The sequence below is a fragment of the Kitasatospora sp. NPDC096140 genome, from assembly GCF_040303045.1.
Lineage (GTDB): Bacteria > Actinomycetota > Actinomycetes > Streptomycetales > Streptomycetaceae > Kitasatospora.
Genome location: NZ_JBEOUW010000007.1, coordinates 131,752 through 155,853 on the forward strand (window position 1 = coordinate 131,752; position 24,102 = coordinate 155,853).

General features: G+C 74.0%; 23 protein-coding genes and 1 pseudogene. 13 read left to right on the forward strand and 11 right to left on the reverse strand.

Annotation, left to right across the window (positions count from 1 at the left end):
* Nucleotides 1-4: 4 nt before the first annotated feature.
* Genes ABT048_RS09290 through ABT048_RS09305 form a run of 4 tightly spaced genes read right to left on the reverse strand, consistent with a single transcriptional unit; the run spans nt 5 to nt 4,774 of the window.
* Nucleotides 5-1,000 (reverse strand): carbamate kinase, encoded by a 996-nt coding sequence (locus tag ABT048_RS09290; RefSeq protein ID WP_350520709.1) that lies wholly within the window; start codon nt 998-1,000, stop codon nt 5-7.
* Nucleotides 1,001-1,002: 2 nt separating this feature from the next.
* A complete protein-coding gene (gene argF, locus ABT048_RS09295; RefSeq protein ID WP_350520710.1) occupies nt 1,003-2,007 on the reverse strand; it encodes an ornithine carbamoyltransferase in 1,005 nt (334 codons plus the stop codon).
* Between the two features lie 37 nt (nt 2,008-2,044).
* On the reverse strand, nt 2,045-3,268 hold the full coding sequence (locus tag ABT048_RS09300; protein ID WP_350520711.1) for an arginine deiminase: 1,224 nt from the start codon (nt 3,266-3,268) through the stop codon (nt 2,045-2,047).
* A gap of 18 nt (nt 3,269-3,286) precedes the next feature.
* Complete coding sequence (locus ABT048_RS09305) at nt 3,287-4,774, reverse strand: amino acid permease (protein ID WP_502893988.1); 1,488 nt, start codon at nt 4,772-4,774, stop codon at nt 3,287-3,289.
* 377 nt (nt 4,775-5,151) lie between these two features.
* Here ABT048_RS09305 and ABT048_RS09310 point away from each other — a divergent pair, with 377 nt between their 5' ends.
* The 4 genes from ABT048_RS09310 (at nt 5,152) to ABT048_RS09325 (ending at nt 8,166) form a co-directional block, all read left to right on the forward strand.
* Entirely contained in the window at nt 5,152-6,051 is a 900-nt protein-coding gene (locus tag ABT048_RS09310; protein WP_350520713.1) for a universal stress protein, read from the forward strand.
* A 51-nt stretch (nt 6,052-6,102) separates the two neighbouring features.
* Nucleotides 6,103-6,750 (forward strand): Rv1733c family protein, encoded by a 648-nt coding sequence (locus ABT048_RS09315; protein WP_350520714.1) that lies wholly within the window; start codon nt 6,103-6,105, stop codon nt 6,748-6,750.
* 199 nt (nt 6,751-6,949) lie between these two features.
* Complete coding sequence (locus tag ABT048_RS09320) at nt 6,950-7,651, forward strand: response regulator (protein ID WP_350520715.1); 702 nt, start codon at nt 6,950-6,952, stop codon at nt 7,649-7,651.
* Between the two features lie 131 nt (nt 7,652-7,782).
* Entirely contained in the window at nt 7,783-8,166 is a 384-nt protein-coding gene (locus ABT048_RS09325) for a pyridoxamine 5'-phosphate oxidase family protein (protein WP_350520716.1), read from the forward strand.
* Nucleotides 8,167-8,327: 161 nt separating this feature from the next.
* On the opposite strand, the gene ABT048_RS09330 is transcribed toward ABT048_RS09325, so the two are convergent.
* Entirely contained in the window at nt 8,328-10,013 is a 1,686-nt protein-coding gene (locus tag ABT048_RS09330) for a GAF domain-containing sensor histidine kinase (RefSeq protein WP_350520835.1), read from the reverse strand.
* 255 nt (nt 10,014-10,268) lie between these two features.
* On the opposite strand from ABT048_RS09330, the gene ABT048_RS09335 reads away from it, so the two are divergent.
* The gene (locus ABT048_RS09335; protein WP_350520717.1) at nt 10,269-11,147 is read left to right on the forward strand and encodes a universal stress protein; all 879 of its coding nucleotides are present in this window, start codon (nt 10,269-10,271) and stop codon (nt 11,145-11,147) included.
* A gap of 94 nt (nt 11,148-11,241) precedes the next feature.
* Complete coding sequence (locus ABT048_RS09340; RefSeq protein ID WP_350520718.1) at nt 11,242-12,102, forward strand: NAD(+)/NADH kinase; 861 nt, start codon at nt 11,242-11,244, stop codon at nt 12,100-12,102.
* A 73-nt stretch (nt 12,103-12,175) separates the two neighbouring features.
* Here the strand turns inward: ABT048_RS09340 and ABT048_RS09345 are convergent, their stop codons facing one another.
* Nucleotides 12,176-13,168 carry an asparaginase gene (locus ABT048_RS09345; RefSeq protein ID WP_350520719.1) on the reverse strand — a complete coding sequence of 331 codons (993 nt, stop codon included), beginning with the start codon at nt 13,166-13,168 and terminating at the stop codon, nt 12,176-12,178.
* 99 nt (nt 13,169-13,267) lie between these two features.
* Here ABT048_RS09345 and ABT048_RS09350 point away from each other — a divergent pair, with 99 nt between their 5' ends.
* From ABT048_RS09350 to ABT048_RS09360, 3 genes are all read left to right on the forward strand, one after another.
* Nucleotides 13,268-13,756 carry a WapI family immunity protein gene (locus ABT048_RS09350; RefSeq protein WP_350520720.1) on the forward strand — a complete coding sequence of 163 codons (489 nt, stop codon included), beginning with the start codon at nt 13,268-13,270 and terminating at the stop codon, nt 13,754-13,756.
* Nucleotides 13,757-13,899: 143 nt separating this feature from the next.
* Nucleotides 13,900-14,397 carry a protease inhibitor I42 family protein gene (locus ABT048_RS09355; RefSeq protein WP_350520721.1) on the forward strand — a complete coding sequence of 166 codons (498 nt, stop codon included), beginning with the start codon at nt 13,900-13,902 and terminating at the stop codon, nt 14,395-14,397.
* Entirely contained in the window at nt 14,394-15,347 is a 954-nt protein-coding gene (locus ABT048_RS09360) for a phosphorothioated DNA-binding restriction endonuclease (protein ID WP_350520722.1), read from the forward strand. The genes ABT048_RS09355 and ABT048_RS09360 overlap by 4 nt, the downstream gene beginning before the upstream one ends.
* A gap of 29 nt (nt 15,348-15,376) precedes the next feature.
* Here ABT048_RS09360 and ABT048_RS09365 read toward each other — a convergent pair whose 3' ends face one another.
* Complete coding sequence (locus ABT048_RS09365; protein ID WP_350520723.1) at nt 15,377-15,925, reverse strand: DUF1707 SHOCT-like domain-containing protein; 549 nt, start codon at nt 15,923-15,925, stop codon at nt 15,377-15,379.
* Between the two features lie 197 nt (nt 15,926-16,122).
* Here ABT048_RS09365 and ABT048_RS09370 point away from each other — a divergent pair, with 197 nt between their 5' ends.
* Nucleotides 16,123-16,842 (forward strand): TetR/AcrR family transcriptional regulator, encoded by a 720-nt coding sequence (locus ABT048_RS09370; protein ID WP_350520724.1) that lies wholly within the window; start codon nt 16,123-16,125, stop codon nt 16,840-16,842.
* 138 nt (nt 16,843-16,980) lie between these two features.
* On the opposite strand, the gene ABT048_RS09375 is transcribed toward ABT048_RS09370, so the two are convergent.
* Nucleotides 16,981-17,988 carry a LysR family transcriptional regulator gene (locus ABT048_RS09375; protein ID WP_350520725.1) on the reverse strand — a complete coding sequence of 336 codons (1,008 nt, stop codon included), beginning with the start codon at nt 17,986-17,988 and terminating at the stop codon, nt 16,981-16,983.
* 154 nt (nt 17,989-18,142) lie between these two features.
* Here ABT048_RS09375 and ABT048_RS09380 point away from each other — a divergent pair, with 154 nt between their 5' ends.
* Entirely contained in the window at nt 18,143-18,877 is a 735-nt protein-coding gene (locus tag ABT048_RS09380; protein ID WP_350520726.1) for a flavodoxin family protein, read from the forward strand.
* Nucleotides 18,878-19,076: 199 nt separating this feature from the next.
* On the opposite strand, the gene ABT048_RS09385 is transcribed toward ABT048_RS09380, so the two are convergent.
* On the reverse strand, nt 19,077-20,297 hold the full coding sequence (locus ABT048_RS09385) for an alpha/beta hydrolase family protein (protein WP_350520727.1): 1,221 nt from the start codon (nt 20,295-20,297) through the stop codon (nt 19,077-19,079).
* A 100-nt stretch (nt 20,298-20,397) separates the two neighbouring features.
* Here ABT048_RS09385 and ABT048_RS09390 point away from each other — a divergent pair, with 100 nt between their 5' ends.
* Nucleotides 20,398-20,976 (forward strand): TetR/AcrR family transcriptional regulator, encoded by a 579-nt coding sequence (locus ABT048_RS09390; protein WP_350520728.1) that lies wholly within the window; start codon nt 20,398-20,400, stop codon nt 20,974-20,976.
* 124 nt (nt 20,977-21,100) lie between these two features.
* Here ABT048_RS09390 and ABT048_RS09395 read toward each other — a convergent pair whose 3' ends face one another.
* The gene (locus ABT048_RS09395) at nt 21,101-22,342 is read right to left on the reverse strand and encodes a L,D-transpeptidase (protein ID WP_350520729.1); all 1,242 of its coding nucleotides are present in this window, start codon (nt 22,340-22,342) and stop codon (nt 21,101-21,103) included.
* Nucleotides 22,343-22,671: 329 nt separating this feature from the next.
* Between ABT048_RS09395 and ABT048_RS09400 the strand changes: the two genes are divergently transcribed.
* Nucleotides 22,672-24,009 (forward strand): helix-turn-helix domain-containing protein, encoded by a 1,338-nt coding sequence (locus ABT048_RS09400; RefSeq protein ID WP_350520730.1) that lies wholly within the window; start codon nt 22,672-22,674, stop codon nt 24,007-24,009.
* Here ABT048_RS09400 and ABT048_RS41680 read toward each other — a convergent pair.
* Nucleotides 23,932-24,102, reverse strand: a pseudogene (locus ABT048_RS41680) (Pup--protein ligase); the annotation flags it as partial. The gene ABT048_RS09400 and the pseudogene ABT048_RS41680 sit on opposite strands and share 78 nt — an antisense overlap.

Consider the following 24,102-nt stretch of genomic DNA (forward strand, 5'->3'; position numbering starts at 1 on the left):
GGTTTCAGACTGCCGGGTGCCGGAGGGCGCCGTCGTCGGCCGTTCGTCCCGCGGGCAGGGCCGTGCGGCCCAACTCCCCACCGATCGCGGCGGCGCGGACGGTGGTCCCGGTGGTGCCCAGGACGGTGCCGAGGGCGTTGTCGAGCGGGCCGATGGCGGCCAGGCCGCCGGTCCGTTCGGCGAACGCGGCGGCGGCCTCGGCCTTGGGCCGCATCGAGCCCTCGGGCAGGTCCAGCGCGCGCAGGCGCTCGGGCGTGGTGGTCACCAGCGGGCCGGGGTGGGCGGTTCCGTAGCGGGTGAACACGTGCGTGACGTCGGTGAGGATCAGCAGGGCGGAGGCGTCGAGCTGCTCGGCGAGGAGCGCGGCGGTGCGGTCCTTGTCGACGACGGCCTCGGTTCCCCGGAGCAGGCCGGTGTCACGGTCGCGGACGACCGGGACGCCCCCGCCGCCCCCGCAGATCACCACCGCTCCGCCGGCCAGCAGGCGGCGGACGAGGGGCGCTTCGAGCACCGCCCGTGGTGCGGGCGACGGGACGACACGGCGGCGGTGCGCGCCGTCCTGCGCCGTGGTCCAGCCGCGCTCGCGCTCCAGGGCCCGGGCCTGCTGCTCGTCGAGTCGCTGGCCGATGAACTTGGTGGGGTGGGTGAACGCCGGGTCGTCCGGGTCGACCTCGGTGTGGGTGACGAGGGCGGCGACCTCCCGCCCGGGAAGCCGGTTCATCAGTTCCCGGGCGAGCAGGGTGCCGATCATGCCCTGGGTCTGGGCGCCGAGGACGTCCAGCGGGTACGGTGCGGTGAGCGCCGGGTCGGTCTCGCTCTCGACGGCGAGCAGGCCGATCTGCGGACCGTTGCCGTGGGTGATCACCACCTCGTGGCCGGCCTCGACGAGTTCGGCGAGCGAGCGGGCCGCCTGGTGGACGTGGTGCAACTGGACCTCGGCGTCCGGGTGTTCGCCCCGTTGGAGCAGGGCGTTCCCGCCGAGGGCTGCGACGATGCGCACGGTCAGTCCCTCCCCAGCGTGGCGACCAGGATCGCCTTGATGGTGTGCATGCGGTTCTCGGCCTGGTCGAACACCAGCGAGGCGGGCGACTCGAAGACCTCGTCGGTGACTTCGAGCCCCTCCAGGCCGTGCCGGGCGGCGAGTTCGGCGCCGAGGTCGGTGCGGGTGTCGTGCAGCGCGGGCAGGCAGTGCAGGAAGGCCGTGTCCGGGTTGCCGGTGGCGGCGAGGGTCTTGGCGTTGACCTGGTACGGCAGCAGCTGGGCGATGCGGTCGGGCCAGTGGTCGTGGTCCTCGCCCATCGAGACCCACACGTCGGTGTAGAGGTAGTCGGCGTCCCGCACGGCCTCGGTCACGTCCTCGGTGACGGTCAGGCGGGCCCCGCTCTCCAGCGCGAGCGCCCGGCAGGCGGCGACACGCTCCGGCTGCGGCCACAGGGCGCCCGGCGCGGCGATCCGGACGTCCATGCCGAGCAGGCTGCCCATGGCCATCAGCGAGTTGGCGGTGTTGTTGCGGGCGTCGCCGAGGTAGCAGAAGGAGATCTCCTCCAGCGGCTTCCCGCTGTGCTCGCGCATCGTGAAGACGTCGCACAGGCTCTGGGTGGGGTGGCAGGCGTCGGTGAGGCCGTTGTAGACCGGCACTCCGGCGCGGCGGGCGAGTTCGATGACGGTGCCCTGGTCGAAGCCGCGGTACTGGATGCCGTCGTACATCCGGCCGAGGACGCGGGCGGTGTCGGCGACGCTCTCCTTGTGGCCGATGTGGGAGCTGTCCGGGCCGAGGTAGGTGGTGGTGGCGCCCTGGTCGGCGGCGGCGACCTCGAAGGCGCAGCGGGTGCGGGTGGAGTTCTTCTCGAAGATCAGCGCCAGGCGGCGGCCGGCGAGCCGGGGCTTCTCGGTGCCGGCCCGCTTCGCGGCCTTCAACTCGGCGGCGAGGTCGAGCAGGTGCCGGATCTCGGTGGCGGTGAAGTCGAGTTCGTCCAGGTAGTGGCGGCCGGACAGGTCGATGGTCATGGCGGCGTTCTCCTTCGTGGGGAGTGATCGGAGGTGGTCAGTTGGCGGGATCGCGCTGGACGGGGCAGCTCATGCAGCGCGGGCCGCCGCGGCCCCGGCCGAGCTCGGATCCGGCGATCGTGACGATCTCGACGCCCTGCTTGCGCAGGTGGGTGTTGGTGGTGGTGTTGCGCTCGTAGCCGACGACGACGCCGGGTTCGAGGGCGAGGAAGTTGCTCCCGTCGTCCCACTGCTCGCGCTCGGCGGCGCGCATGTCCTGCTCGGCCGAGAGGAAGCGCACCTTGTCCAGGCCGAGGGCCTCGGCGAGTGAGGTGGCGAGGTCCGTGTCGGGGCGGACGTCGAAGCCGGCCGGGCGCTCGGGGGCGGGGGTCAGGGTCCAGGAGCGCAGCTGGTCGGCGAGCCCGGGGTAGAGGACGAAGGCGTCCCGGTCGATCATGGTCAGGACGGTGTCCAGGTGCATGAACGCCCGGGTCTCCGGCAGGCGGACGGCGACCAGCCGGTGCGCGGTGTTCGTCAGGAACAGCTGCCGGGCCAGTTGTTCCACGGCCTGCGGGGTGGTGCGCTCGCCCATCCCGACCATCACGACGCCCTCGGCGAGGACGTGGACGTCCCCGCCCTCCAGGGTGCTCCCCGGCGCCTGGACGGTGCCGTCCAGCAGCGGGGGCGCGGTCTCGGCGAACAGCGGGTGGAAGCGGTAGATCGCCGCGGTGTGCAGGGTCTCCCGGCGCCGGGCCGGGCGGGCCATCGGATTGAGGCTGTACCGCCCGCCGATCCAGCAGGAGTTGTCCCGTGGGAAGAGGTGGTTGGGAAGCGGCGGCAGGGCGAAGTCCTGCTCCCCCAGCGCGCTCCAGACCAGGCTGTGCGGCCGTGTCAGCGGCAGGTCGTCCTTGAGGACGCCGCCGATCAGGTACTCGGCGAGGGTCGGGCCGTCCAGGTCCTCGCACAGGGCCCGGACCGGGTCGACCAGGGCGGGGCCGACGGTACTCTCGGTGACGACCTGTCCGAGCAGCCACGCCCGGGCCGGCGGCAGGGCGAGGGTCTCGCCGAGCAGGTCGGCGTAGTGGTGGACGCGGACGCCGTGGTCGCGCAGCACCTGGGCGAAGGCGTCGTGCTCCTCGCGGGCGCGCTTGGCCCACAGGATGTCGTCGAACAACAGCTCGTCGACGTTGCGGGGGGTGAGCCGGGCGAGTTCGAGGCCCGGGCGGTGCAGGACGACCTGGCGCAGGCGGCCGGCCTCGGAATCGACACGCAGGGTGGACATCGGTGGGGCTCCTCGTTCTCAGTGCTGGTGCCGCGGGCGCAGCGCGCGGAGGATGAGCGTCGGCAGGCCGACGGGGTGGGCCGTATGGGCCGCCGGCACGGGCTGGGCCGTACCGGAGGCGGCGGGCGCCGCCGGGGCCGTGAGGTTCCCGCCCGGCTCCCGCTTGAGCCAGACGTAGACCGGGATGCCGAGCAGGATGGTGAACAAGCCGTAGTAGACGGTCTGGTAGCCGCTGCCCTGGATCGACCAGTAGGAGAACGACAGCGCGAGGACGGTGACGGTGGCGTCCCGGCCCAGGCGCCGCCGGTCGAGCTCCGCGCGACCGTGCCGCACCAGCCAGAGCAGCTGCGCGGCCGCGGACACCAGGTAGGGGATGACGGCAGTCAGGACGCTGAGCAGCACGATCTCGGTGAAGACCTGGGTGAACTGCGTGTAGCTGACCACGGTGAGCAGCGACGCGAGCACGGTGGCCGACAGGATGCCGAAGACGGGCACCTCACCACGCCCCCGGGTACGGCCGAAGGCGGACGGGAACAGTCCGTCGCGGGCCGCCGCGAGCGGCATCTCGGCACAGATCAGCGTCCAGCCGTTGAGGGCCCCGAGGCCGGAGACGATCGCGGCGGCGGCGACCAGGTTCCCGGCCCAGGTACCGCCCGCGATGGTGTTGAACGCGTCGGTGAACGGCGCGGTGGAGCCGACGAGTCGGCCGTGCGGGACGGTGCCGAAGACGGCCAGCGTCCCGAGCAGGTAGATCGCGGCGCAGGCCAGCGTGCCGTAGACGGTCGCCCGGGGCACGTTGCGCTCCGGGTCCCGGACCCGGCCGGCGGCGACCGAGGCGGTCTCCAGGCCGATGTAGCTGAACAGGGCGATGGCGCCGGCGGCCGAGACGGCTCCGAGGGCCGATCCCCCGCTCGCGTTGAAGGCCCCGAAGTTGCCGGACTTGACGAACAGCAGTCCGGCGGTCGCCATGAAGCCCAGCGGGAGGAACTTCAGGACGGTGGTGACCACCTGGAAGGCCCCGATGTTCCGCACGCCCGTCAGGTTGACGGCCGCGGGCAGCCAGAGACCGGCCAGCGCGATCGTGATCGAGGCCCAGGTGTGGTGGCCCTTGTCGACGAACACCTCGACGTAACCGACCCAGGCCACCGCGATGGCCGCGTTGCCCGCCCAGGCGGTGATCCAGTAGGACCAGGCGGTCAGGAACCCGGCGAACTCGCCGAACGCCTCCCGGGCGTAGACGTAGGGGCCGCCGCTGCCCGGCACCCGCTCGGACAGCCGCCCGAACACCACCGCCAGGGCGAGGGCGCCGACGGTCACGGCGACGAACGCCACCAGGGCGATCGGCCCGTAGGGTGCGAGCGCGGACGGCAGGGCGAACACCCCGGTCCCGATGATGCTGCCGACGACCAGTGCGGTCGCGGCGGGCAATCCGAAGCGTGTGTCGGTTCTCCGTTGCCCCGGGGCCGCGTCGGCGGCCCCTCGCTCCGGGTGGTCGGATGCGGACATGAGGGTGCTCCTCGGTCAGAGTGGAAGTCCACGGCGGGCGGACCTGCCCATCGCTCGACGAGGAAGATCCTCGATCCGCCGGGCTGCGCCGCCCCAGGGGCCGACGGTCCCTGTCCCCCGTGCCCGCGGTCCCGGCCTGCCCGCCCGGTGGTCCCGGGCCCGGCCGGGACCACCGGAGCCCGGCGCCGGCCCGTCGCGGTCGACACGGGGAAGTACCGCGAGCGGCACACGGCCCGACGCTTCCGCGACCGGGACCACCGGCCCGGCGGCCGGTCCCTTCGGTCCCTTCTCCCACCGCGCGCCCGGGCGGGAGATTCGATGACGCCGGGCGCCGGCCGTCCCGGCCCGACGCTTGATCCCACGAGGGGGAGACCACCATGACGCGCTGTGTCCTGACCGGAATCGACGGATCGCCGCAGAGCGAGGCGGCGGCTCTGTGGGCGGCCGCGGAGGCCCGGCGCCGGGGCTGCGCGGTGCGGCTGCTGCACGCGTGGCCGTGGCTCGACGCCGGGGACGGGAACGTCTCGCAGCCCGGCGACCTGCGGCAGAGGGCATCGGACGCGCTTCGTGGGATCGCCGACCGGATCCGGCACGACCACCCGGGCCTGCCGGTGGAGGTCGCGGTGGTCGCGGAGGATCCCGTCGACGGACTGCTCGCCGCGGCGAAGGGGCAGGAGCTGCTGGTGCTCGGCTCCCGCGGGCTCGGCGGCTTCGCCGGCCTCCTCGTGGGTTCGGTGGGGCTCGCGGTGGCAGCGGCCGCGACCGTCCCGACCGTGCTGGTGCGCCTCGGACAGGCGCCCGCCGACCGGCCCGCTGGGACTGGGGGCGGGACGGGGGCCGGGGCGGGACGGGAGGTGGTGGTCGGGCTCGACGGCCGTCGAACCGACGACACCGTCGTCGAGTTCGCCGTGGCCGAGGCGCAGCTGCGCGGCTGCCGGCTGCGCGTCGTGCACGGGTGGGACCCGGCGCCCGTCTGGGCGTACGGGGGCCTGATGCCGCCCCTGGTGGACCTGACGGAGCAGGAGGCCACCGAAGCGGCCCTGATCTCCCCGGTCGTCACCGCCCTGAGGGCGGAGCACCCCGGGCTCGACATCGTCGAGGACGTCCGCCTCGGTGGCGGAGCCCGGGCCCTGCTGGAGGCGGCCTCGACCCGTGCGGACCTCGTCGTCGTCGGGCGGCGGGAGCACCGCCACCGCCTCGGGCCGCGCCTCGGCCCGGTGGCGCACGCCGTCCTGCACCACTGCGCCGCCCCGGTCGTCGTCGTCCCCCACCCCTGAGCCGTGCACGGCCCCGCCATCGCCCCCTGAACAGCGACAAGGAGCACCGCCGTGTCCAGCACCCACCGCCCGGCCCGGCCCGACAGCCCGGCGGCACCGCCGTACGGCCACCTGCGCCGGGCCCTCGGCCGGGAGCGCAATCCGCTCAGCCGCGCTCTCGACCGGGCCCGGAGCCGGGCGGTGGTGCTCACCGCCCTCGGGATCGCGCTCGCGGCACTCCTCGGGGCCGGAGCCGCCGTCACCCACTTCGCCGCCGGCCAGCGGCAGGCCGCGGCCACGGCCGCCGGTCTGCACCGCGTCGACGCCCTGGTGCAGGGCTCCGTCCGGAGGGCGGAGGCCACCGTCGTCGGCGGGAAGGCCGTGTACCGCGCCGACGCGGCCTGGACCTACCCGGGCACCCGGTCCAACACCGGCAGCATCGACGTCCCCCGGACCGCCGGGCCCGGCAGCACCGTCGGGATCTGGGTCGACGGCACCGGCCGTCCCGCCACCGCACCGTCGAGCACCGCCGACCTCGTGGCCGACGCCCTGTGCCTGGGCCTGCTCCTCTTCGGCCTGCTCTGCGTCCTCGCCTCCGCCGTGCTCTGCACGAGGCTGAGCGTCCTCGACCGTCGGGCCGACCGGGCGTGGGCCCTGGGCTGGGCCCGGTCGGAGCCCGTCTGGAGCGGCCGCGCGCCCCGCGGCGGCGAGCACGGCTGACCGGTCCGGCCGTTCCGTCCGCGACACCGGCCACGGCACCCGGCCGTGGCACCCGGTCCCGACACCCGGTCCCGACACCCGGCCACCGTGGGGCGGAACAGGGCCGGAGGGCCCTATCGGAACCGCCCCCGGTCGCGTCAGACTCCACGGAGAGTCACGCGGTCCGCCAGCGGGGCGGGCCAACGGGGTTGGAGCGGCGATGACGGAGAGTCCGGCGGCTGGAGCGAGCGGCTCGGTGAAGGTGTTCCTGCTGGACGACCACGAGGTGGTCCGCCGGGGCGTGCACGACCTGCTGGACGCCGAGCCGGACCTCCGGGTGATCGGCGAGGCCGCCACGGTCGAGCAGGCGCTCGCCCGGGTCCCCGCGCTGCGCCCCGACGTCGCCATTCTCGACATGCGGCTGCCGGACGGCGACGGCGTGACGGTCTGTCGCGAACTGCGCTCCCGCATGCCCGGGCTGGCCTGTCTGATCCTCACCTCGTTCGACGACGAGGAGGCGCTCCTGGACGCCATCATGGCCGGAGCCGCCGGATACGTCCTCAAGCAGATCAGCGGCACCGACCTGGTCTCCGCCGTTCGCACCGTCGCCTCCGGCCAGTCGATGCTCGACCCCGGCGCCGCCACCCGGCTGATGGCCCGCCTGCGCGGCGACGCCGTCACCGAGCAGAGTTCCGGCCTGCCCCAGCTCACCGAACGGGAGCGGGAAGTGCTCGCCCTGGTCGGTGAGGGGCTCACCAACCGCCAGATCGGTCAGCGGCTCTTCCTCGCCGAGAAGACGGTCAAGAACCACATCTCCCGCCTGCTGGCCAAGCTCGGCGTGGAACGGCGCGTCCAGGCCGCCCTGATCGCCACCCAGGCCCTCGGCACCCACGGGCAGCCCGCGGCTCGTACCGGCCGCTGAACCGACCGCTGAACCCGCTGCCTCACCGACCGCCTCGGGGCACCGACCCCACCGATCAGATCCGGTCGGCATCCCCTCCGAGGACCAACGACCCCTCCCCCGGCGCCCACCGCGGCGACACCATCGATGCCATGACACCTGACACCACCCCGCTGGACGGGCGAGAGTGCCGACGGCTCCTCGCCGGCCTCTCGGTCGGCCGGGTCGTCTACACCCTCGGTGCCCTCCCCGCCGTCCAACCCGCCCGGTACCGGCTCGGGGCCGACGGGAGCGTGCTGCTGAGCACCGCCGCCGGGTCCGAGCTGGCCCGAGCGGTCGCGGGCGCGCTGGTGGCCTTCGAGGCCGGGGAGCTCGACGCGGCGGACGGCACCGGCTGGAGCGTGACCGTCCTCGGCCGCGCCGACGTCACCCCCGAGGGAGCGGCGACCGGGCCGGCCGGCACGGTCACCGTCCGCATCCTCCCGGAGCTGGTGAGCGGCCGCCTGTTCCCGCCGAACCGCCTGGTCCAACGCTGATCGGACCGACGTCGGTCGGATCGCCGATCGGACCGACGCCGGCCGGGCCACCGCTGGCCGGTCCGACGCCGACGGACTCGACGCCGGCGGAACCGACGACGGCCGAACCACCGGCCTCCGGCCCTCGGACGGCACGACGGACGCGCCGCCGCAGGGCCGGATCAGTGTGCCAGCGGCACCGACCAGGACAACCTGGTCCCGCCGGCCGCCGGGGCGGCCAGCTCGAAGACGCCCCCCAGGGCTTCGGCGCGTTCGGCGAGGTTGCGCAGTCCGCTGCGCCGCCCCTGTTCCGGAATGCCCACCCCGTCGTCCTGCACCGTGAGCACCACCCGCGCCCCGGTCGCCTGCAGCACCACCTCGATCCGCCCCGCCCGCGCGTGCCGGGCCGCGTTGCTCAGCGCCTCCCCCAGAACCGCCACCACGTGGTCGGCCACCTCCGCGGGCACGTCCGTGTCCAGCAGGCCCTCCATGCTCAGCCTGGGCGGGAAGCCCAGCGCCGCCTGCGCCTCCTCGGCCACCCGCACCACGCGCGACCGCAGGCCCTGGCCGCCCTTCTCCTCCCGCGCCCGCAGGCCGAAGATCGTCGACCTGATGATCTTGATGGTCTCGTCCAGGTCCCCCACCGCACGCAGCACCCGGTCCGATGCACCGGGATGGTCGATGACCCGGGCCGCGCTCTGCAGCGTCATCCCCGTCGCGAACAGCCGCTGGATGGCCAGGTCGTGCAGGTCCCGGGCGATCCGGTCACGGTCCTCCAGCATCGCCAGCTGCTCGACGTCCCGGCGGCGTTCCGCCAGCTCCAGGGCGAGCGCGGCCTGGTCGGCGAAGCCCAGCAGCGGGCCGGTCTCGCCGTCGGTGAACTCGGGTCGGCCGGCTTCCCTGGCCAGCAGCAGCACGCCGTCGATCTGCCCCTCCGCCCGGCCCAGCGGCACCGCGACCGCCGGTCCGAGCCCGGCGAAACGGCGCGGCTCGGCGAACAGCCGGGGATCACCGGCCAGATCCACCGTCGTCACCGACACCCCCGAGGCGAAGGCCGTCCCCGACAGCGACCCCTCCAGCGGTACCACCAGGCCCTCCCGGCCGGCCGCGTCGCCGCCGAGCGCCAGCTCCACGCGGAGCGCTCCGGTCCCGGCCGTCGGCACCGAGACGTCGGCCAGCTCCGCGCCGGTGATCTCCCTCGCCCGCTGGGCGATCAGCTCGAACACCTCGGACCGGGAACCGCCGGACAGCAGGGCGCGCGTGATCTCGGCGCTCGCGCTCAGCCAGCGCTGCTGGCGCTGGGCCTCCTCGTACAGGCGGGCGTTGTCGATCGCCACCCCGGCGGCCACGGCCAGGGTGGAGATCACCGCCTCGTCGTCGGCGTCGAACTCCTCGCCGCCCTGCTTGTCGGTGAGGTAGAGGTTGCCGAAGACCTCCTCGCGCACGCGCACCGGCACGCCCAGGAAGGTCCGCATCACCGGGTGGTGCGCCGGGCAGCCCACCGACGACGGATGCTCGGAGAGATCGGCCAGCAGCAGCGGCGCCGGGCGGTGGATCAGCTCCCCGAGCAGGCCACGGCCGGTCGGGTACGGGCCGATCCGGGCGATCTCCTCCTCGGACAGGCCCACCGTGAGGAACTGCGACAGCGTCTCCCCGTCCGGCCCGATCACCCCGAGCGCCGCGTAACGGGCGTCCACCAGGACGGCGGCAGCCTCCACGATCCGCCGCAGCACCTGCGTCAGGTCCAGCTCCCGGCCGACCGACAGCACCGCCTCCAGCAGGCTGTGCACCCGGTCCCGGGTGCCCCGGGCCGCGTCGATCCGCGCCTGGAGCTCCTCCAGCAGCTCGTCCAACCGCAGCTGCGGCATTCGTGACCGCACCGTCTCGCCGCCCACGGGCCCTCCTCGTCGCCAAAGCCCCACTGCCGAAGCCGCGCTGCCGAAGCCTCACTGCCGAAGCCGCGGCTGATTCTCGCAGACGGCCGTCCGGCCCCGGGACCTTCGGTACCCAGGTGGGGCTGCTCGGCCCCTGTGCCCGACCGTCGGCCCGGCGGGAGTCTGGTCGCCGGACGGGACCGCGCCCACGAGTGCCGCGGCCCTCCGCCGACCAGGGAGGTCTCAGCGATGTCGCACGGCGTGGTGGTGGGGATCGACGGCTCGACCGAGAGTGCGGCGGCGGCCGAGTGGGCCGCCCGCGAGGCCCGGCGGAACGGGCGCGCGCTGCGGATGGTCCTGGTCGCCGGCGGCGAGGTGGACGCGCTCGACCGCGACCTCGGCGGCGACGGCACGCTGCCGGTCCCGGTGGCCGCGATCCGGGACCGCATCGCGGCCGAGCTGCCCGGGCTGGCCGTCTCCTGCGAGATCGTCCCCGGGAACCCGGCGTACGCGCTGACCGCCACCGCCCGCCGGGCCCCGGTGCTGGTGCTGGGCTCGCGCGGGAAGGGCGGCTTCGCCGACCTCCTGATCGGCTCCGTCAGCCTGCGCGCCGCCGCCCGCGCGGACTGCCCGGTGGTGCTGGTCCGCGCCGGATCGGACGGCGGAGCCGAGGCGGACGGGCGGGCCGCGGCGCCCGGACCCGTCGTCGTGGGCGTCGAGGGCGACCGGCCGTGCGACCCGGTGCTCGCCTTCGCCTTCCGGCACGCCGCCGACACCGGCGCCGCCCTGCGGGTGATGGAGAGCCGGGACACCTTCCGCGGCCCGTCCGCCACGGAGGCACCGGTGGACCGGTGGCACATCGGGCAGTCCCTGGCTGCCGCCGAACGGGCCCGGCTGCAGGACACCCTGGAGCGCTGGCAGGACGAGTTCCCCGACGTCCGTACCGAGGCGGAGGTGTGCGCCTGGAGCGCGAGCAGAATGCTCGTGGAGGCGTCCCGCACCGCCTCGCTGGTGGTCCTCGGCCGGCGCTCCCCCAGGCACCCGATGGCCGGGCCCCGGCTGGGCCCGGTGGCCCAGTCCGTGCTCCACCACGCCCACGGCCCCGTCGCCGTCGTACCCCACCACTGAGCCGGTCGCACGGGCCCGCGTGCCCTTGAAGGTGGCGACCGGCTGTGCATGACTGGAGGGAGCAACGCTCCCGGCCGACATCGAGGTGCCCCGGATGGGATTCATCGGCACGGTGGGGCTGGTCCTCCACCCCGAGCGCACCTGCGCGCCCACCGTCGAGGCCGTGGTCCATTGGAGCCGGGCCCGGGGGACGAAGGTGCTGGGGCTGGCGGCGGAGGTGGCCAGGATCGGCTGCGAGGCCATTCCGGTCGGGACCGAGGAGCTGGCCACGAGCGCCGACCTGCTGATCAGCCTCGGCGGGGACGGCACCATGCTGCGCGCCATGCGGCTCGCGACCGGGGGCCACGCGCCGGTCCTGGGCGTCAACGTCGGACGCCTGGGCTTCCTCGCCGAGGTCGACATACCGGAACTGCCCGCCGCACTGGACGCCATCGACGCCCAGCGGTTCACCGTGGAAGTCCGTTCCGGCGTCCACGCCAGCTTCGGGACCACCCGGGAGACAGCGCTCAATGACGTCGTGCTGCTGCGCAGCCCGGGCCACAGGTCCGCGGCGGTCGCCGTGCGGGTCCAGGGCGAGCCCTTCGTGGACTACACCGCCGACGCGGTCGTCGCCGCCACGCCGACCGGCTCGACCGCGTACAGCTTCTCCGCCGGTGGCCCGATCGTCTCCCCCAACGCGGAGGGGCTGCTGATCACACCCGTCGCTCCGCACGCCGCGTTCAACCGCTCGGTGTTCCTCTCCAGCGGCGAGCGGCTCGACCTGGAGGTCCTGCCGCACAGCGGCGACCTCGCCGTCGAGGCCGACGGCCTCCTGGTCGGCCGTGTCGTACCGGGCGACCACGTCGCGGTGACCATGCTGCCCGCGGCCGCACGCGTCGTACGGCTCGGCCGCACCACGTTCTACCAGCGGGCCCAGCGCAAGCTCCGGCTCACCGGCTCGGCGGAGCACGACTGACTCCCCGGGGCGTCAGCGGCGGAGGCGGCGTACGAGGCGGAGGCGGCGCACGTGGCGCAGCCCGCTGCCGGGGTCAGTGCGCGGCCAGGGCGAAGGCGGCGGCGGTCTCGTCGCGGTTCCGGCCCTGGCCGAGCAGGACGTGCAGGAGCAGGCGGGCCTTGTAGGCGTCGAGGTGGCCGCCCCGGATCAGTCCGCGGGCCAGCAGGTCCTTCTCCGAGCCGGGGAAGCCGTACGTCCCCTCCAGGACCGGCCCGTTGCCGATGCGGCTGGCGAGGACGACCGGGATCCGGGCCGCGGCCCGCTCCAGGACGGCCACGAAGTCCTCGGGGACGTGGCCGACTCCGAACGCGGCGACGACGAGCCCGTCGCACGCCTCGGCCATCGCGGCGAGGAGGGCGCCGTCGTCGCCGAGCGTCGCGGTGTACAGGCCGACGCGGGCCGCGGGCCGGATCATCGGGCCGGCGAAGGTCGTACGCGCGGCGAGCGGGCCGTGGAGGTGGACGCGCCCCTCGTAGAGGCGGCCGAGGGGCCCGGTCGCCGGGGAGGTGAACGCGGCGGGGCTGGTGGTGTGGGACTTGCGGACGGTGCGGGCGGCGTGGATCTCGTCGCCGAGGACGACCACCGCGCCGGCGCCGCGCAGCTCGGGCGCCGCGGCGGCGATGACGGCCGCGTGGATGTTCGCCGGGCCGTCCGCGCCGGGCAGGGTGGGGTTGCGCATCGCGCCGGTGACCACGATCGGCTGCTCGCCCGGGTGCAGCAGGTCCAGCAGGTAGGCGGTCTCCTCGATGGTGTCGGTGCCCTGGGTGACCACCGCGCCGTCGCAGCCTGACCGGAAGGCGTCGGCCAGGGCGTCCGCGAGCGCGCTCAGGTCGTCGAAGCCGAGGGAGGCGCTGGGCAGGCGCCGGAAGTCGTGGACCCGCAGCTCGACGTCGAGGCTCTGCAGGGCGGGGACGGCGGCGAGGAGGTCGTGGGCGGACAGGGCCGGCACGACGCCGCCGGTGGCCGGATCGGCGGTCATCGCGATGGTGCCGCCGAGGGAGAGGATCGCAACCGCCTTCGTGCCCAACGCCGTCGTCTCCTTGTCGGGGTGTCCGGGTGTCCGGCCCTGAGGTTCGGGTGGCCGGGTGGCCGGGGGCAATCTACCGGCTCGTGGCATGCTGTGACGATGCTCCTGGCACGTCATGGAACCAGCGTCGAACTGCGCCCGCTGCGCTACCAGTTCCCCGCGACGAGCGGCGACCCGTACGACGACAACTGGCTCGTCGTCGAGGGCAGGGTGACGACCCCCGCCGGCGGATGGTCGTTCCAGGATCCGGCCCTGCTGACCTCCGAAGGCCGCGAACTGTCGTCCTGGCTGCGCGCGGTCGCCGCGGGCAGGGTGGCCGTGGCCGAGCCCGACGAGGAGGGCGACCTGTCGCCGAGCCTGTCGTTCCTGGAGCCGAACCTGGCCTTCAGCCTGGCCGGCAGCCTCGACGGCCGGTCGCTGGTGCGCGTCCACCTGTCCCTGGAGGCGGCACCGCCGTGGCAGCGGTGGGACGCCGACGACGCTCCGGATATCTACCAGTACGCCGTCGAAGTTGCCTGCAGCAACGACGAGTTGCTGCAGGCCGCCGACGCGTGGGAGCACGGACTGTCGTCGTTCCCGTCCCGCTGAACGAGCGTCCCTGCCGTACCGGAGGCCTGACGGGAAGCCGTACCGGAGGCCGGGCGGATTGATCCGGCCTCGAACCGGTCCGTAGAGTGCCCCGACGCCGCCGCGCGGACGGCGCACGGGCAGCACACGGGTACGGGGGGATCATGGCGGACGGTTCCGGCCACGCGGTCCGGACAGGCGGCGCGGCCGAGGGGCGGGCCCGAGGGCGGGGGCGGACCCCGCTGCGGGCGGTGGCGCTGTCGGTCGTCCTGGCGGCGGCCCTGACGGCCTGCGGGTCGGACGGGCCCGACCGCGGCCGGGTGCTGCGCGCGGACGAACGCGCAGTGAGCCTCGCCGTCGGCCAGCGGTTCTCGATCGCCGTCCGGGACAACGCCTCGGCCGGCGACTCCTGGAGCATCGAGGCCCCTCGGCCGGACGCCGCCGTGGCGGTCGAGGTCGACGAGCGCGTCGACCTCCCCGAGGAGGCGAGGACCGCGGACGGCGCCGGCGGCACCCGCTACTACACCTTCGAGGCCAAGGGCCGCGGGACCACCGCCGTCACGCTCCTCGACTGCTACCGCGGACTCTGCCACCGCCCGGCCCTCGGCGACGAGGACCGGAAGCGGGTCGTGCACGACACCTACACGGTGACGGTCCGGTGAGCACCGACTGGCTCGACCGCGCGGCGGGGCTGCGGCGCTGGACGAACAACGGCGTCCGCGCTCCGCACAAGCCGCTGCTGCTGCTCTACGCCCTCGGCAGCCACCAGCAGGACGCCGACGGCGAGCTGCGCTTCAGCGCGGTCGAGGGTGAGCTGAAGCGGCTGCTCGCCGAGTACGGGCCGTCGCATCCGACGACGCCCGCCTACCCGTTCCACCACCTCGTCAGCGACGGTGTCTGGGAGGTCCGGACCGACCGGGGCCCGGGAAGCCCCGGGAGCGGCGTCGGCGTCCTCCGCGCGAGCGGCGCCACCGGCAGGCTGGCGCCGGGGCTGCGGGCCGCGCTCGCCGAGGAGCCGTCCCTGCTGGGCCGGATGGCCAGGGTGGTGCTGGACGCCCACTTCCCGCTGTCCCTGCACGCCGACCTCTGCGAGGCCGTCGGCCTCGACCTGGAGCGGGCCGGGACCGGCTTCGTGGGCGCAGCCGACCCCGGCGCAGCCGACCCCGGCGCAGCCGACCCCGCGGCCCGGCGGCAGCGGGACCGGCGGATGCGTGAACTCGTGCTCACCGCCTACGAGTTCCGCTGCGCGTTCTGCGGTTACGACGGGGCCCTCGGCGCGATCACGGTCGGGCTGGAGGCGGCGCACGTCCGCTGGTGGTCGCACGACGGGCCGGACGAGGTCGACAACGGCCTGTGCCTGTGCTCGCTGCACCACAAGCTCTTCGACAGGGGCGTCCTCGGCCTGGGGGAGGACCACCGCATCCTGGTGTCCCAGCGCTTCGTCGGCCGCAGCGAGGCCAGCCGCCGGCACGTGCTCGCGCTCTCCGGACGCCCCGTCATCGGGCCGCAGCCCGGGAACCCGCCGGTCGCGGCCCGGCACCGGCAGTGGCACGTACGGCAGGTGTTCCACGGCGCGCCCCGCCCGCCCGCGGAGGCGGCGCACACCGGCTGAGGGACAGGACGGCGCGACCGACGGGCGCTTCAGCGCCACGCATGACGGATGGTCAAGCGCCCGAGCCCCGTGAACCCCGAGATCCGGATCCTCGGTCCGCCGGGGCGGGCGCGCCGCCGGGCCTTGTGGAGCGCTTGCCGCCAGCCGGTCTGCAGACCCTCGATGTCGACGACCGCGTCGCGCGGGACGGTGATCCTGGCGTTGCCGGTGCCGAGTTGCAGCTCGATGTCGACCACCGGGTGGTCGATGACCGCCCGGGAGAGGTCCAGGTGCACGCTGCCGAGGGCGGACGCGACCGTGAGGGTCCGGGGCACCCGCCATGCGCCGCGTCGGCGGATCCGACCGCTGACGGCGGCGATCGTGGACGCCGCACCCGCGCGCTCCTCCGGAAGCAAGGCCAGGGCCGACCGGAGCTCGGCGCCCGTCGTGGCGGTCAGCACCTCGTGGAGGCGTTCGTCCAGCTCCTCGTCCGAGAGCCGCCCTTCGCCGTACGCCTCGTGCAGCCGCTCGACCGCCTGGTCGCGGTCGTCCTCGCCGACCGGCGGCGGCCGATGGTCCGGTCCGCCGGGCCCGGCCATCACCGCCCCCTGCGCCCGTGCGCACGGGCAGGGGCAGGGGCACCGGCAGTCTGCGGAGCAGGACCGTGCAGCCCCCGGGCGGCTGCGACCGGAACCACCACGACATCTCGACTGAGTACGCTGTACGCGGCCATGGCGACCACGCTAGCACGGGGAGCGGCCACTGGGTACTGTGTACGCAAGCAGGGGGTGCAGCGGTGACCGACGCCGAGTACACGAACATCTGGATGCGGCCCGAGCGCCCGGCCCGCGGACCGAAACCGACCTACAGCCGTGCGCAGATCACCGAGGCCGCGGTCCGGATCGCCGACACCGAGGGGCTGGAGGCCGCCACGATGCGGCGGATCGCCACCGAGATCGGCGCGGGCGCGATGTCGCTCTACCGTTACGTCCCGAGCCGGGACGACCTGATCCAGCTCATGGCCGACCGGCTGATGGGCGAGATCGACGTCGAGGGCATGCCCTCCGGCGACTGGCGGGCGGATCTGACACGCTACGCCGACGGACTGCGGGCCATGTGGCTCCGGCACCCGTGGATCGCCACCGTGAACCGGTCGCTCCCCGGTCTCGGCCCCCACCAACTGCTCCTGATCGAACGGGTGGTGGGCGTGCTCGACGCCCACCTGCCCATCGACGAGAACCTCGGCCTGATGGCTGTGCTGAACGGCTACGTCGAGGGCGCCGTCCGCGACGAGGTCAGCCAGGCCGAGGAGCTCCGCCGCAGCGGCCTCAGCGAGTCCGAGTGGGCGGCACGCAGCCACCCGTACATCCAGCAGCTGCTGGAGAGCGGGGAGTACCCGATCTTCAGCAAGATCGCACTGGAGGCGCGCCAGCCGCGCCTGAGCCGGGACGACCAGTTCCGGTACGGGCTGGCGCGCGTCCTCGACTGCGTGGCCGCCGCCCTCCCGTCACCCTGACCCCACGCCCACGGCGGGCGGGGTTCTACCAGTCGCCCCCGCCCGCCGTCGGCGGCCCGGCCGGCGCCACGCCCTGCGTCACCTGAGACACGTCATCCCCCTCGATTCGATCAAGGGCCCCCAGCGTAGGGCAGGTGATCATCCGTGACCAGGCGTGCGGCACCCGGACCGTTCGTCCACGAGGCCACCGCCGGCACCGCCGCCGCCATCGCTGTCGCTGTCGCCGGCCACGGCGCCGGCACCTGCGCCGGCGGACGGGACCTCCGTCGAGGCCTGCAGCAGCAGGTCGCGCAGGGCCGTGGCGGTGTCCGACGGCTCGGCGGGCGTGAGGACGACCTGGTCGACGGTGGTCGACGGGCCGGCGAGGGGGATGACCCGCAGGCCGGGTGGCCGGTGGTCGAGCGCGGACTCGACGGTGATGCCGATGCCCGCTCCCGCGGCGACGTGCGCGGCGATGGCGTGCACGCTGTCGGCGGTCCTGATGATGCGCAGATCGGCACCGCCGATCCGGAAGGCGGACAGCAGGCGGTCGCAGAGGCCGCTGTTGATCTGGTGGGGCCAGGTGAGCAGGTCGGTGGTGGACAGGTCGGACGTGCTCAGCCCGGTGCGCCCGGCGAGGGGGTGGTCCGCGGGCACGAGCGCCACGAACCGCTCGGTGGACAGCACCCTCGCGCGGACGCCGGTGACGTCACCGGTCGCCCAGCCGATGCCGAGCCCGATCGTCTCCGCCCGCAGGGCGGTGAGCTGGGCGGTGGTCGGCATCGACTCCGGCACGATCGTCACATCGGGGAAGCGCTCGCGCAGTTGCGGCAGGCAGCGCAACAGCAGCTGGTGACCGGTGTACTCGGCATGGGCGACGACGAGGGTGGTGCGGGCCCGGTCGCCGGCGGCCAGGGCGCGTCCGCGCTGCTGGAAGCGGCGCAGCTGGGCGAGGGTGGCGCGGGCGTCGGGCAGGAGCGCTTCGCCGAGGTCGGTGAGTGAGACCCGGCGGCTGGTGCGGTGGAACAGCCGTCCGCCCAGGCTGCTCTCCAGCCGTCTGACGGCGTCGCTGACGGTGGGCTGTCCTCGGTGCAGGCGCACGGCGGCGCGGCCGAAGTGGAGTTCCTCGGCGACGGCGACGAATGCTTCCAGTTCGATCCGGTCCACGGGAGCAGGCTAGCGCGATCGATCGGTGTCGCCGATCGCTGCATGCCGGAGTTCGGCGTTGATGGCGTGGCGCGCACGGGCTGTGATGGGTGGGCAGGCCGACGAGCAGGGCCTGCGAGCAGGACTTTCCCACGATCGGAAGTAGTGAAGAGTCATGGCAGTCAAGGACGTCGACCGCGAGCAGGATGTGCCGACGGTCACCGTGACGGTGGTCTACCACTCGGTGCACGGACACACCCAGGTCCTGGCCGAGCACCTCGCCGACGGGGCGCGGCGGGTGCCCGGCGCCGACGTGCACCTGGTCGAGGTGCGGGCCGAGGACGTCGTCGCGGGCCGCTGGCACGACGCCGGGGTGATGGCGCTGCTGGAGCGCTCCGACGCGATCGTCCTCGGCTGTCCGACGCTGATGGGCAGCGTGTCGGCGGTGTTCAAGGCGTTCATGGAGGCGGCGTTCACGCCGTTCGTCACGCAGGCGTGGAAGGACAAGCTGGCCGGCGGCTTCACGATGTCCGCCTCGCAGAGCGGTGACAAGCTGGCCGTCCTGGAGCAACTGGCGGTGTTCGCCGCGCAGTTGGGCATGCAGTGGATCGGCGTCGGCGACATGCCCGGCAACAACTGGAGCGGCGGCTCGCGCGACGACGTGAACCGGCTGGGCTCGTGGCTCGGCCTGATGAGCCAGAGCCACGCCGACCAGGGGCCGGAGCGGGCCGGCTCGCGCGGCGACCTCATCACCGCCGAGCGCTACGGCGAGCGGATCGCCCGGCTGACCCAGCGGTGGGTCAACGCCCTGCCGTACGACACCCCCCGGATGACCGAACACGAGGCCCGCGCCCTGTCGGCGTCCCTGCGGGAGACGGACGACGCGCCGACGGCCCTGACCGGCGCCTGACCCCTCGCCTGACCTTCCGCCTGACCCTCCGCCTGACCCTCCGCCTGACCCGGCGCCCGACCCGTCGTCGGCGCTGTTCCGGCACCGCCGCCGCCATCGCTGTCGCCGGGGCGTTCGGGAGGGCGCCGGGTGACGCCCGGGCGCCGCCGGCGGACGGCGGCACCCGGGCCCGGTGCCGCCGTCGGTCACCGCCTGCTTCTCAGGCGTTGGTGTTGAGGGTGTCGTCGAGCCAGTCGTAGATGCGGGCCTGGGTCAGGCGCATGGCGCCGGGGTGGCAGTGGGCGCCGGCGCCTTCCTCGGCGGTGAACACCATCAGGTCCTTGGGGCAGGTGAGGTGGTCGTAGAGCTGCTCGGGCTGGCCCTTGAAGAACATGTCGTCCTCGGCATCGCAGACCAGGGTGGGGCAGCGGATCTGTTCGGCGATGCCGCCGGCGAGGCTGTAGTCGAGGTAGGAGGCGTTGAAGGCCCGCGGGGTGTCGACGCCCATGACGTACATACCGTGGTTGATCGCCCAGCGGGCGATCGGGTCCTTGGTCATGATCTGGTCGAGGGCGGCGTCGAGTTCGGGGGCGGACGGGGCGCGCAGGAGCCGCTCGGCGTCCTCGCGGGTGCCGGGGATGTTGCGCACGGAGGTCTGGCCGAGGTCGTAGAGGCCGTCGACGGCGACCAGCGCGGCCAGGCGGTGCTCGAACGCCGCGGCCCGGGGGGCGAGGACGCCGCCCATGCTGATCCCCAGCAGCGCGATGCGGTCGTCGTCGACCTCGGCGAGGGTCTGGGCGAAGTCCACGACGGGGGTGATGACGTTCTCCCAGTCGGGACGGAACACCAGGCCCTCGCGGTGGCGCGGCCCGGGCATGCCGGGGCCGTCGAAGACCAGCACGGTGTAGCCGCGCTCGACGCCGGCCAACGCGCCGAAGAAGTGCAGTTCCTCGGCGGTGCCGTCGAAGCCGTTGTGCATGATGAGCGTCGGGCGCGGCGTGCCGCAGTCGTCGGCGCGGTAGAGGTAGCCGGGCAGGGTGGTGTCCTCGTACGGGATCTCGACCGGCTCGATGATCGGGGTGAACAGGGCGGCCGCCGACCGGAAGCAGGCCACGCTGCGCTCGTAGGCGTGGTCGTGGCGGGGGTCGCAGGGGTGGCCGTGGAGGAAGAACTCGGCCGAGCGGTAGTAGTTCGAGGCCCGCAGGAAGGCGTCCCGGGCGCTGACCGTGTGACCGGCCGCCAGTGCCTTCCCGGCGTCGCGGGAGACCCGGTCGGCGGTGGCCAGCCACTCGGTGTACCAGCTTCCGTAGTCGCCCTCGGTGATCCGCTCGGCGGTGGAGACGACCTCGCCGAAGTCCGCGCCGCCGTAGGCGATGTGGCTCATCGAGCGCAGGGTCTCGTACCAGAACTGGATGTTGTTCGGGAACAGCAGCTGCTTCATCACACACTCCCCTTCACCCGCAAGCACAGATCTGTGCTTGCGATGGGAACAGTAGCCCCCCGGATCCCCAGAAGCAAATATCTGTGCTTACGATGGAGGCATGACCGACAAGCAAGCGCCCGCACGAGTGCGCAGGAGCCCCGAACAGGTCCGCGAAGCCGTCCACCAGGCGGTCATCGACCTGCTCTCCGACCCCGACGGCGAGGACCTCAACATCCCCGCGATCGCACAACGCGCCGGCGTCAACCACACCAGCGTCTACCGGCGCTGGGGCAGCCTCGACGCCCTCCTGGCCGACATGGTGACCACCCGGCTCGAACGCGACTCACCCCTGAACGACACCGGCAGCCTGCGCGGCGACCTCCTCGCCTGGGCCCAGGCCAGCGTCGCGAGCATCCGCACACCCCAGGGACGCGCCCTCGTGCGCGCCGTCGTGCTGTCCATGCCGAACAGCACCCAGGCCCAGGACGAGCGCGCGCAGCACTTCCGGCGCCGGATGCGCTCCATCGAGCAGATCCGCGAACGGGCCACGGCCCGCGGCGAGGACCCACCGCCCCTGGAGCAGATCCTCGACCAGCTCATCGCGCCGTTCTACGTCCGGGCGATCTTCGGCATCGACCCGCCGGACCACGGCTACCCCGAACTCCTGGTCGACAGACTGCTCGGCGACCGCAACTGACCGGGCCCGAGCAGTGCGTCCACGGCGACGTAGGCTGTCCGGCGACGACGGCGGCCGCGCGACAACGGAGGTCGCGCGACAACGGAGGCCGTCCGGCGGCGGGTTCCTCCGCGGGCCGCGGGTGCTACCAGTTGGCCCAGGTGAGGTTCCAGCCGCCGAGGCCGTTGTCGGGCGAGACGGTCTTCTCCTTGGTGTTCACGACCGTGACGACGTCGCCGATCATCGAGCTGTTGAAGAACGACCCCGCGGGGGAGGTGTCGCTGCCGCCCTCCACGTCCTTGAGCGCGACGCAGCCGTGGCTGGTGTTGGCCTTGCCGAACGGGTCGCCCTTGTACCAGTAGTTGCCGTGGAGGTAGGTGCCGCTCCTCGTCAGCCGCATCGCGTGCGGGACGGCGGGGATGTCGTACTCGTTGCCGAGGCCCACCGTCTGGGAGTTCATGTGGGTGACCTTCTCCTTGGACATGATCACCATGGTGCCGCCCCACGACGCGTGCTTGTCGTCGCCGAGGGTGGCGGGCACCGTGGTGGACTTGCCGTCCCGCACGATCGTCATCTGGTGCGTGGCGGCGTCCGCGGTGGAGATCTGGGAGCGGCCGATGGTGAACGGCTCGTCCTTGTCGACGTCGCCCCAGACGCCGGGGGCGACCTCGACGTTCTTCAGCCGGTAGTGGATGGTGACCTTGGTCCCCGGCTTCCAGTAGTCCGCCGGACGGAAGTCGATCCGGTCGTCGCCGAACCAGTGGCCCTTCACCTCGGTGCCGTTGTCGGTCTCGAAGGTGATGGCCTTGGCGACGGCGTCCTTGTTCACGACCTTCGTGCTGAAGTCCACCTTGACGATCATGCCCACGCCGTAGGTCTGGCCGTCGGCGATGTTGTCGTTGGTGGACACCTGCTTGCCGGGCGGGACGGTGGTGAAGGCGCTGGTGGCCGCGGAGAGCAGACCGTCGGCGTCCTTCGCCTGGGCGTTCACCGTGTACGCCGTGCCGGGGGCGAGCGCGGCGGCGGGCTTCCAGTCGGTGCCGTCCGGGGTGATCGAGCCCGGGACGGGCTTGCCCTCCTTGTCGGTCACGTCGACGGTGGTGAGCTTGCCGTGGGAGACGGACACCCGGAGGGCGGTCGGTGCGACTCCCTGGGCCCCGTCCTTCGGCTCGACGTCCAGCACCGCGGTCGACGTCTTCGGCGTCGCCGCGGCGGCCGCCCCGCCCGGGGTACCGGAGGCGGCGGCGTGAGCGCCGTCGCCCCCGCCCTGGCCGTCGCCGCAGGCCGCGGACATCAGCAGGACCCCGCCCATGGCCAGTGCCACCGCGCCGCGGTGGAAACGGTCGTTGGTGCGTATCGCGGCCCGGGCCGCCCGAACAGTGCTCACAGTCGCTCCCTCTCGGTGTTCGTCGGCAGCTTGTGCGCCGGTTCATCCCCGCCGCAACGGCGGGCCGCCGATCAGGGACGCTGGGACGCTTCCACCCCCTGTGACCTGGGAAGATGTAACCCTCCTGGGACGCGCTCGCGGGACGATCCCGCGGGACGCCGGGAGGGCGCGGCCGGTGCCGCCGGCCTCCCCGGGGGAACCGCGGGGCGGTCTGCAGCGTGCTTGTCTGCCGGAGCCCACGTCAGCCGGCGCCCCGGTGGCCCGGCGGTCGGCGACGGCCGGAGCCGGGGGCGCGATCACCGAGGAGTGCACGAGCGGGTGGAGGACCAGTGCCAGAGGGGACCGGGGATTTGACGGCGGCGGAGGAGGTCGGGCGGCTGCTCAAGGAGCTGAAGAGCCGGTCGGGGCTCAGTTACGGCGCACTGGCGAAACGGCTGCACGTGAGCACGTCGGCCCTGCACCGCTACTGCAACGGCGACGTGATGCCGGTGGAGTACGACCCGCTGGAGCGCCTCGCGCGACTGTGCCGGGCGACACCGGAGGAGCGCACCGAGCTCTACCGGCTGTGGGTCATCGCCCACGCGACGCGGGGGAACCGGCAGGCGCCCGCGCCCGGTCCTGGGGCACCCGGTCCTGCGACCCCCGGGCCCGTGGCACCGGTGGCCCCCGCGGCACCGGAACCGGAACCGGAACCGGAACCGGAGGCGGAACCGCAGGCCGTACCGGAACTGCAGGCCGTACCCGAACCGCCACCGGCCGCGGGAAGCGTCGCGGAGGACGGGACGGCCGCCCCGGCGCGCACCCCCGCCGTACCGCCGCGCCGGCGCGTGCGCCGGGGTGTACTCGCCGCCGTGACGGCTGCCGCGGTGCTCGCCACCATCGGGGCCGTCGCCACCGGTCTCGGGCCCCACCGGGGCGGTGACCCCGCGTCCGCTTCCGCCCCGGCGGCGGACGCCGGGGCGTCCACCGGATCCCCGGCCCCGCTCCCGACTCCCGGCGCCACGGCCGCGTCGGTCACCGCGGGCGCGACCCCGTCGGGGTCGACCGCCGCCGACCAGGGACCGAGCGCCCCGATCACCGTCACGGTCCGCCCCTCCGGCTGGGTCAGCGCGTGCGACCAGTACGTGGTCGACCGCCCGCCATCCGAAGTCCCCAGGCCGCCCGCGGTGGCGGACGTCTCCGCCTGGGCCGCCAGGGTCGGCGCGGTCCCCGGCCACTACCAGTCGATCGAGCTCGCCGTGCAGGGCACCGGCAGCGACACCGTGGTGCTGACCGCCCTCAACGTCCGCGTCGCCCGGATCGCGGCCCCGCTGGCCTGGAACGCCTACTCCATGGGCGAGGGCTGCGGCGGTGGGGTCGACAAGAAGTCCTACGACATCGACTTCGACGCCGCCCGCCCCCGTCCGGTCGTCAGCGAGGGCAGCACCGGCCTGCCGGTCAAGGTGAGCGAGGCCGACCCGGAGGTCATCCAGGTCAATGCCGAGACCGTCGCCCACGACGTCAGCTGGTACCTGGAACTGGAGTGGTCCAGCGGCAACCGGAAGGGCACGCTGCCCATCGGCCTCGGCGACGGCACGCCATTCCGCACCAGCGCGGTCAAGGGCCGGCCGCTGTACAGCTATCCGATCGGCGGGAAGGCCTGGGAGCCGAGCCCTTTCCGGCAGTGACGCGCGGATCGCCCGGATCGGGTTCTCCAAGGTGAGGTCGCGCATCACCACGCCGGCCTCGATCAGCCGCAGCACCAGGTCGGTGGCGCCGAC

Bases quoted from the DNA above. Each gene is read 5' to 3' on its own strand.
- argF (WP_350520710.1), bottom strand. From the start codon at position 2,007: ATGACCATCGACCTGTCCGGCCGCCACTACCTGGACGAACTCGACTTC.
- ABT048_RS09300 (WP_350520711.1), bottom strand. From the start codon at position 3,268: ATGTCCACCCTGCGTGTCGATTCCGAGGCCGGCCGCCTGCGCCAGGTC.
- ABT048_RS09305 (WP_502893988.1), bottom strand. From the start codon at position 4,774: ATGTCCGCATCCGACCACCCGGAGCGAGGGGCCGCCGACGCGGCCCCG.
- ABT048_RS09310 (WP_350520713.1), top strand. From the start codon at position 5,152: ATGACGCGCTGTGTCCTGACCGGAATCGACGGATCGCCGCAGAGCGAG.
- ABT048_RS09320 (WP_350520715.1), top strand. From the start codon at position 6,950: ATGACGGAGAGTCCGGCGGCTGGAGCGAGCGGCTCGGTGAAGGTGTTC.
- ABT048_RS09325 (WP_350520716.1), top strand. From the start codon at position 7,783: ATGACACCTGACACCACCCCGCTGGACGGGCGAGAGTGCCGACGGCTC.
- ABT048_RS09330 (WP_350520835.1), bottom strand. From the start codon at position 10,013: ATGCCGCAGCTGCGGTTGGACGAGCTGCTGGAGGAGCTCCAGGCGCGG.
- ABT048_RS09335 (WP_350520717.1), top strand. From the start codon at position 10,269: ATGTCGCACGGCGTGGTGGTGGGGATCGACGGCTCGACCGAGAGTGCG.
- ABT048_RS09340 (WP_350520718.1), top strand. From the start codon at position 11,242: ATGGGATTCATCGGCACGGTGGGGCTGGTCCTCCACCCCGAGCGCACC.
- ABT048_RS09350 (WP_350520720.1), top strand. From the start codon at position 13,268: ATGCTCCTGGCACGTCATGGAACCAGCGTCGAACTGCGCCCGCTGCGC.
- ABT048_RS09355 (WP_350520721.1), top strand. From the start codon at position 13,900: ATGGCGGACGGTTCCGGCCACGCGGTCCGGACAGGCGGCGCGGCCGAG.
- ABT048_RS09365 (WP_350520723.1), bottom strand. From the start codon at position 15,925: ATGGCCGGGCCCGGCGGACCGGACCATCGGCCGCCGCCGGTCGGCGAG.
- ABT048_RS09380 (WP_350520726.1), top strand. From the start codon at position 18,143: ATGGCAGTCAAGGACGTCGACCGCGAGCAGGATGTGCCGACGGTCACC.
- ABT048_RS09385 (WP_350520727.1), bottom strand. From the start codon at position 20,297: ATGAAGCAGCTGCTGTTCCCGAACAACATCCAGTTCTGGTACGAGACC.
- ABT048_RS09390 (WP_350520728.1), top strand. From the start codon at position 20,398: ATGACCGACAAGCAAGCGCCCGCACGAGTGCGCAGGAGCCCCGAACAG.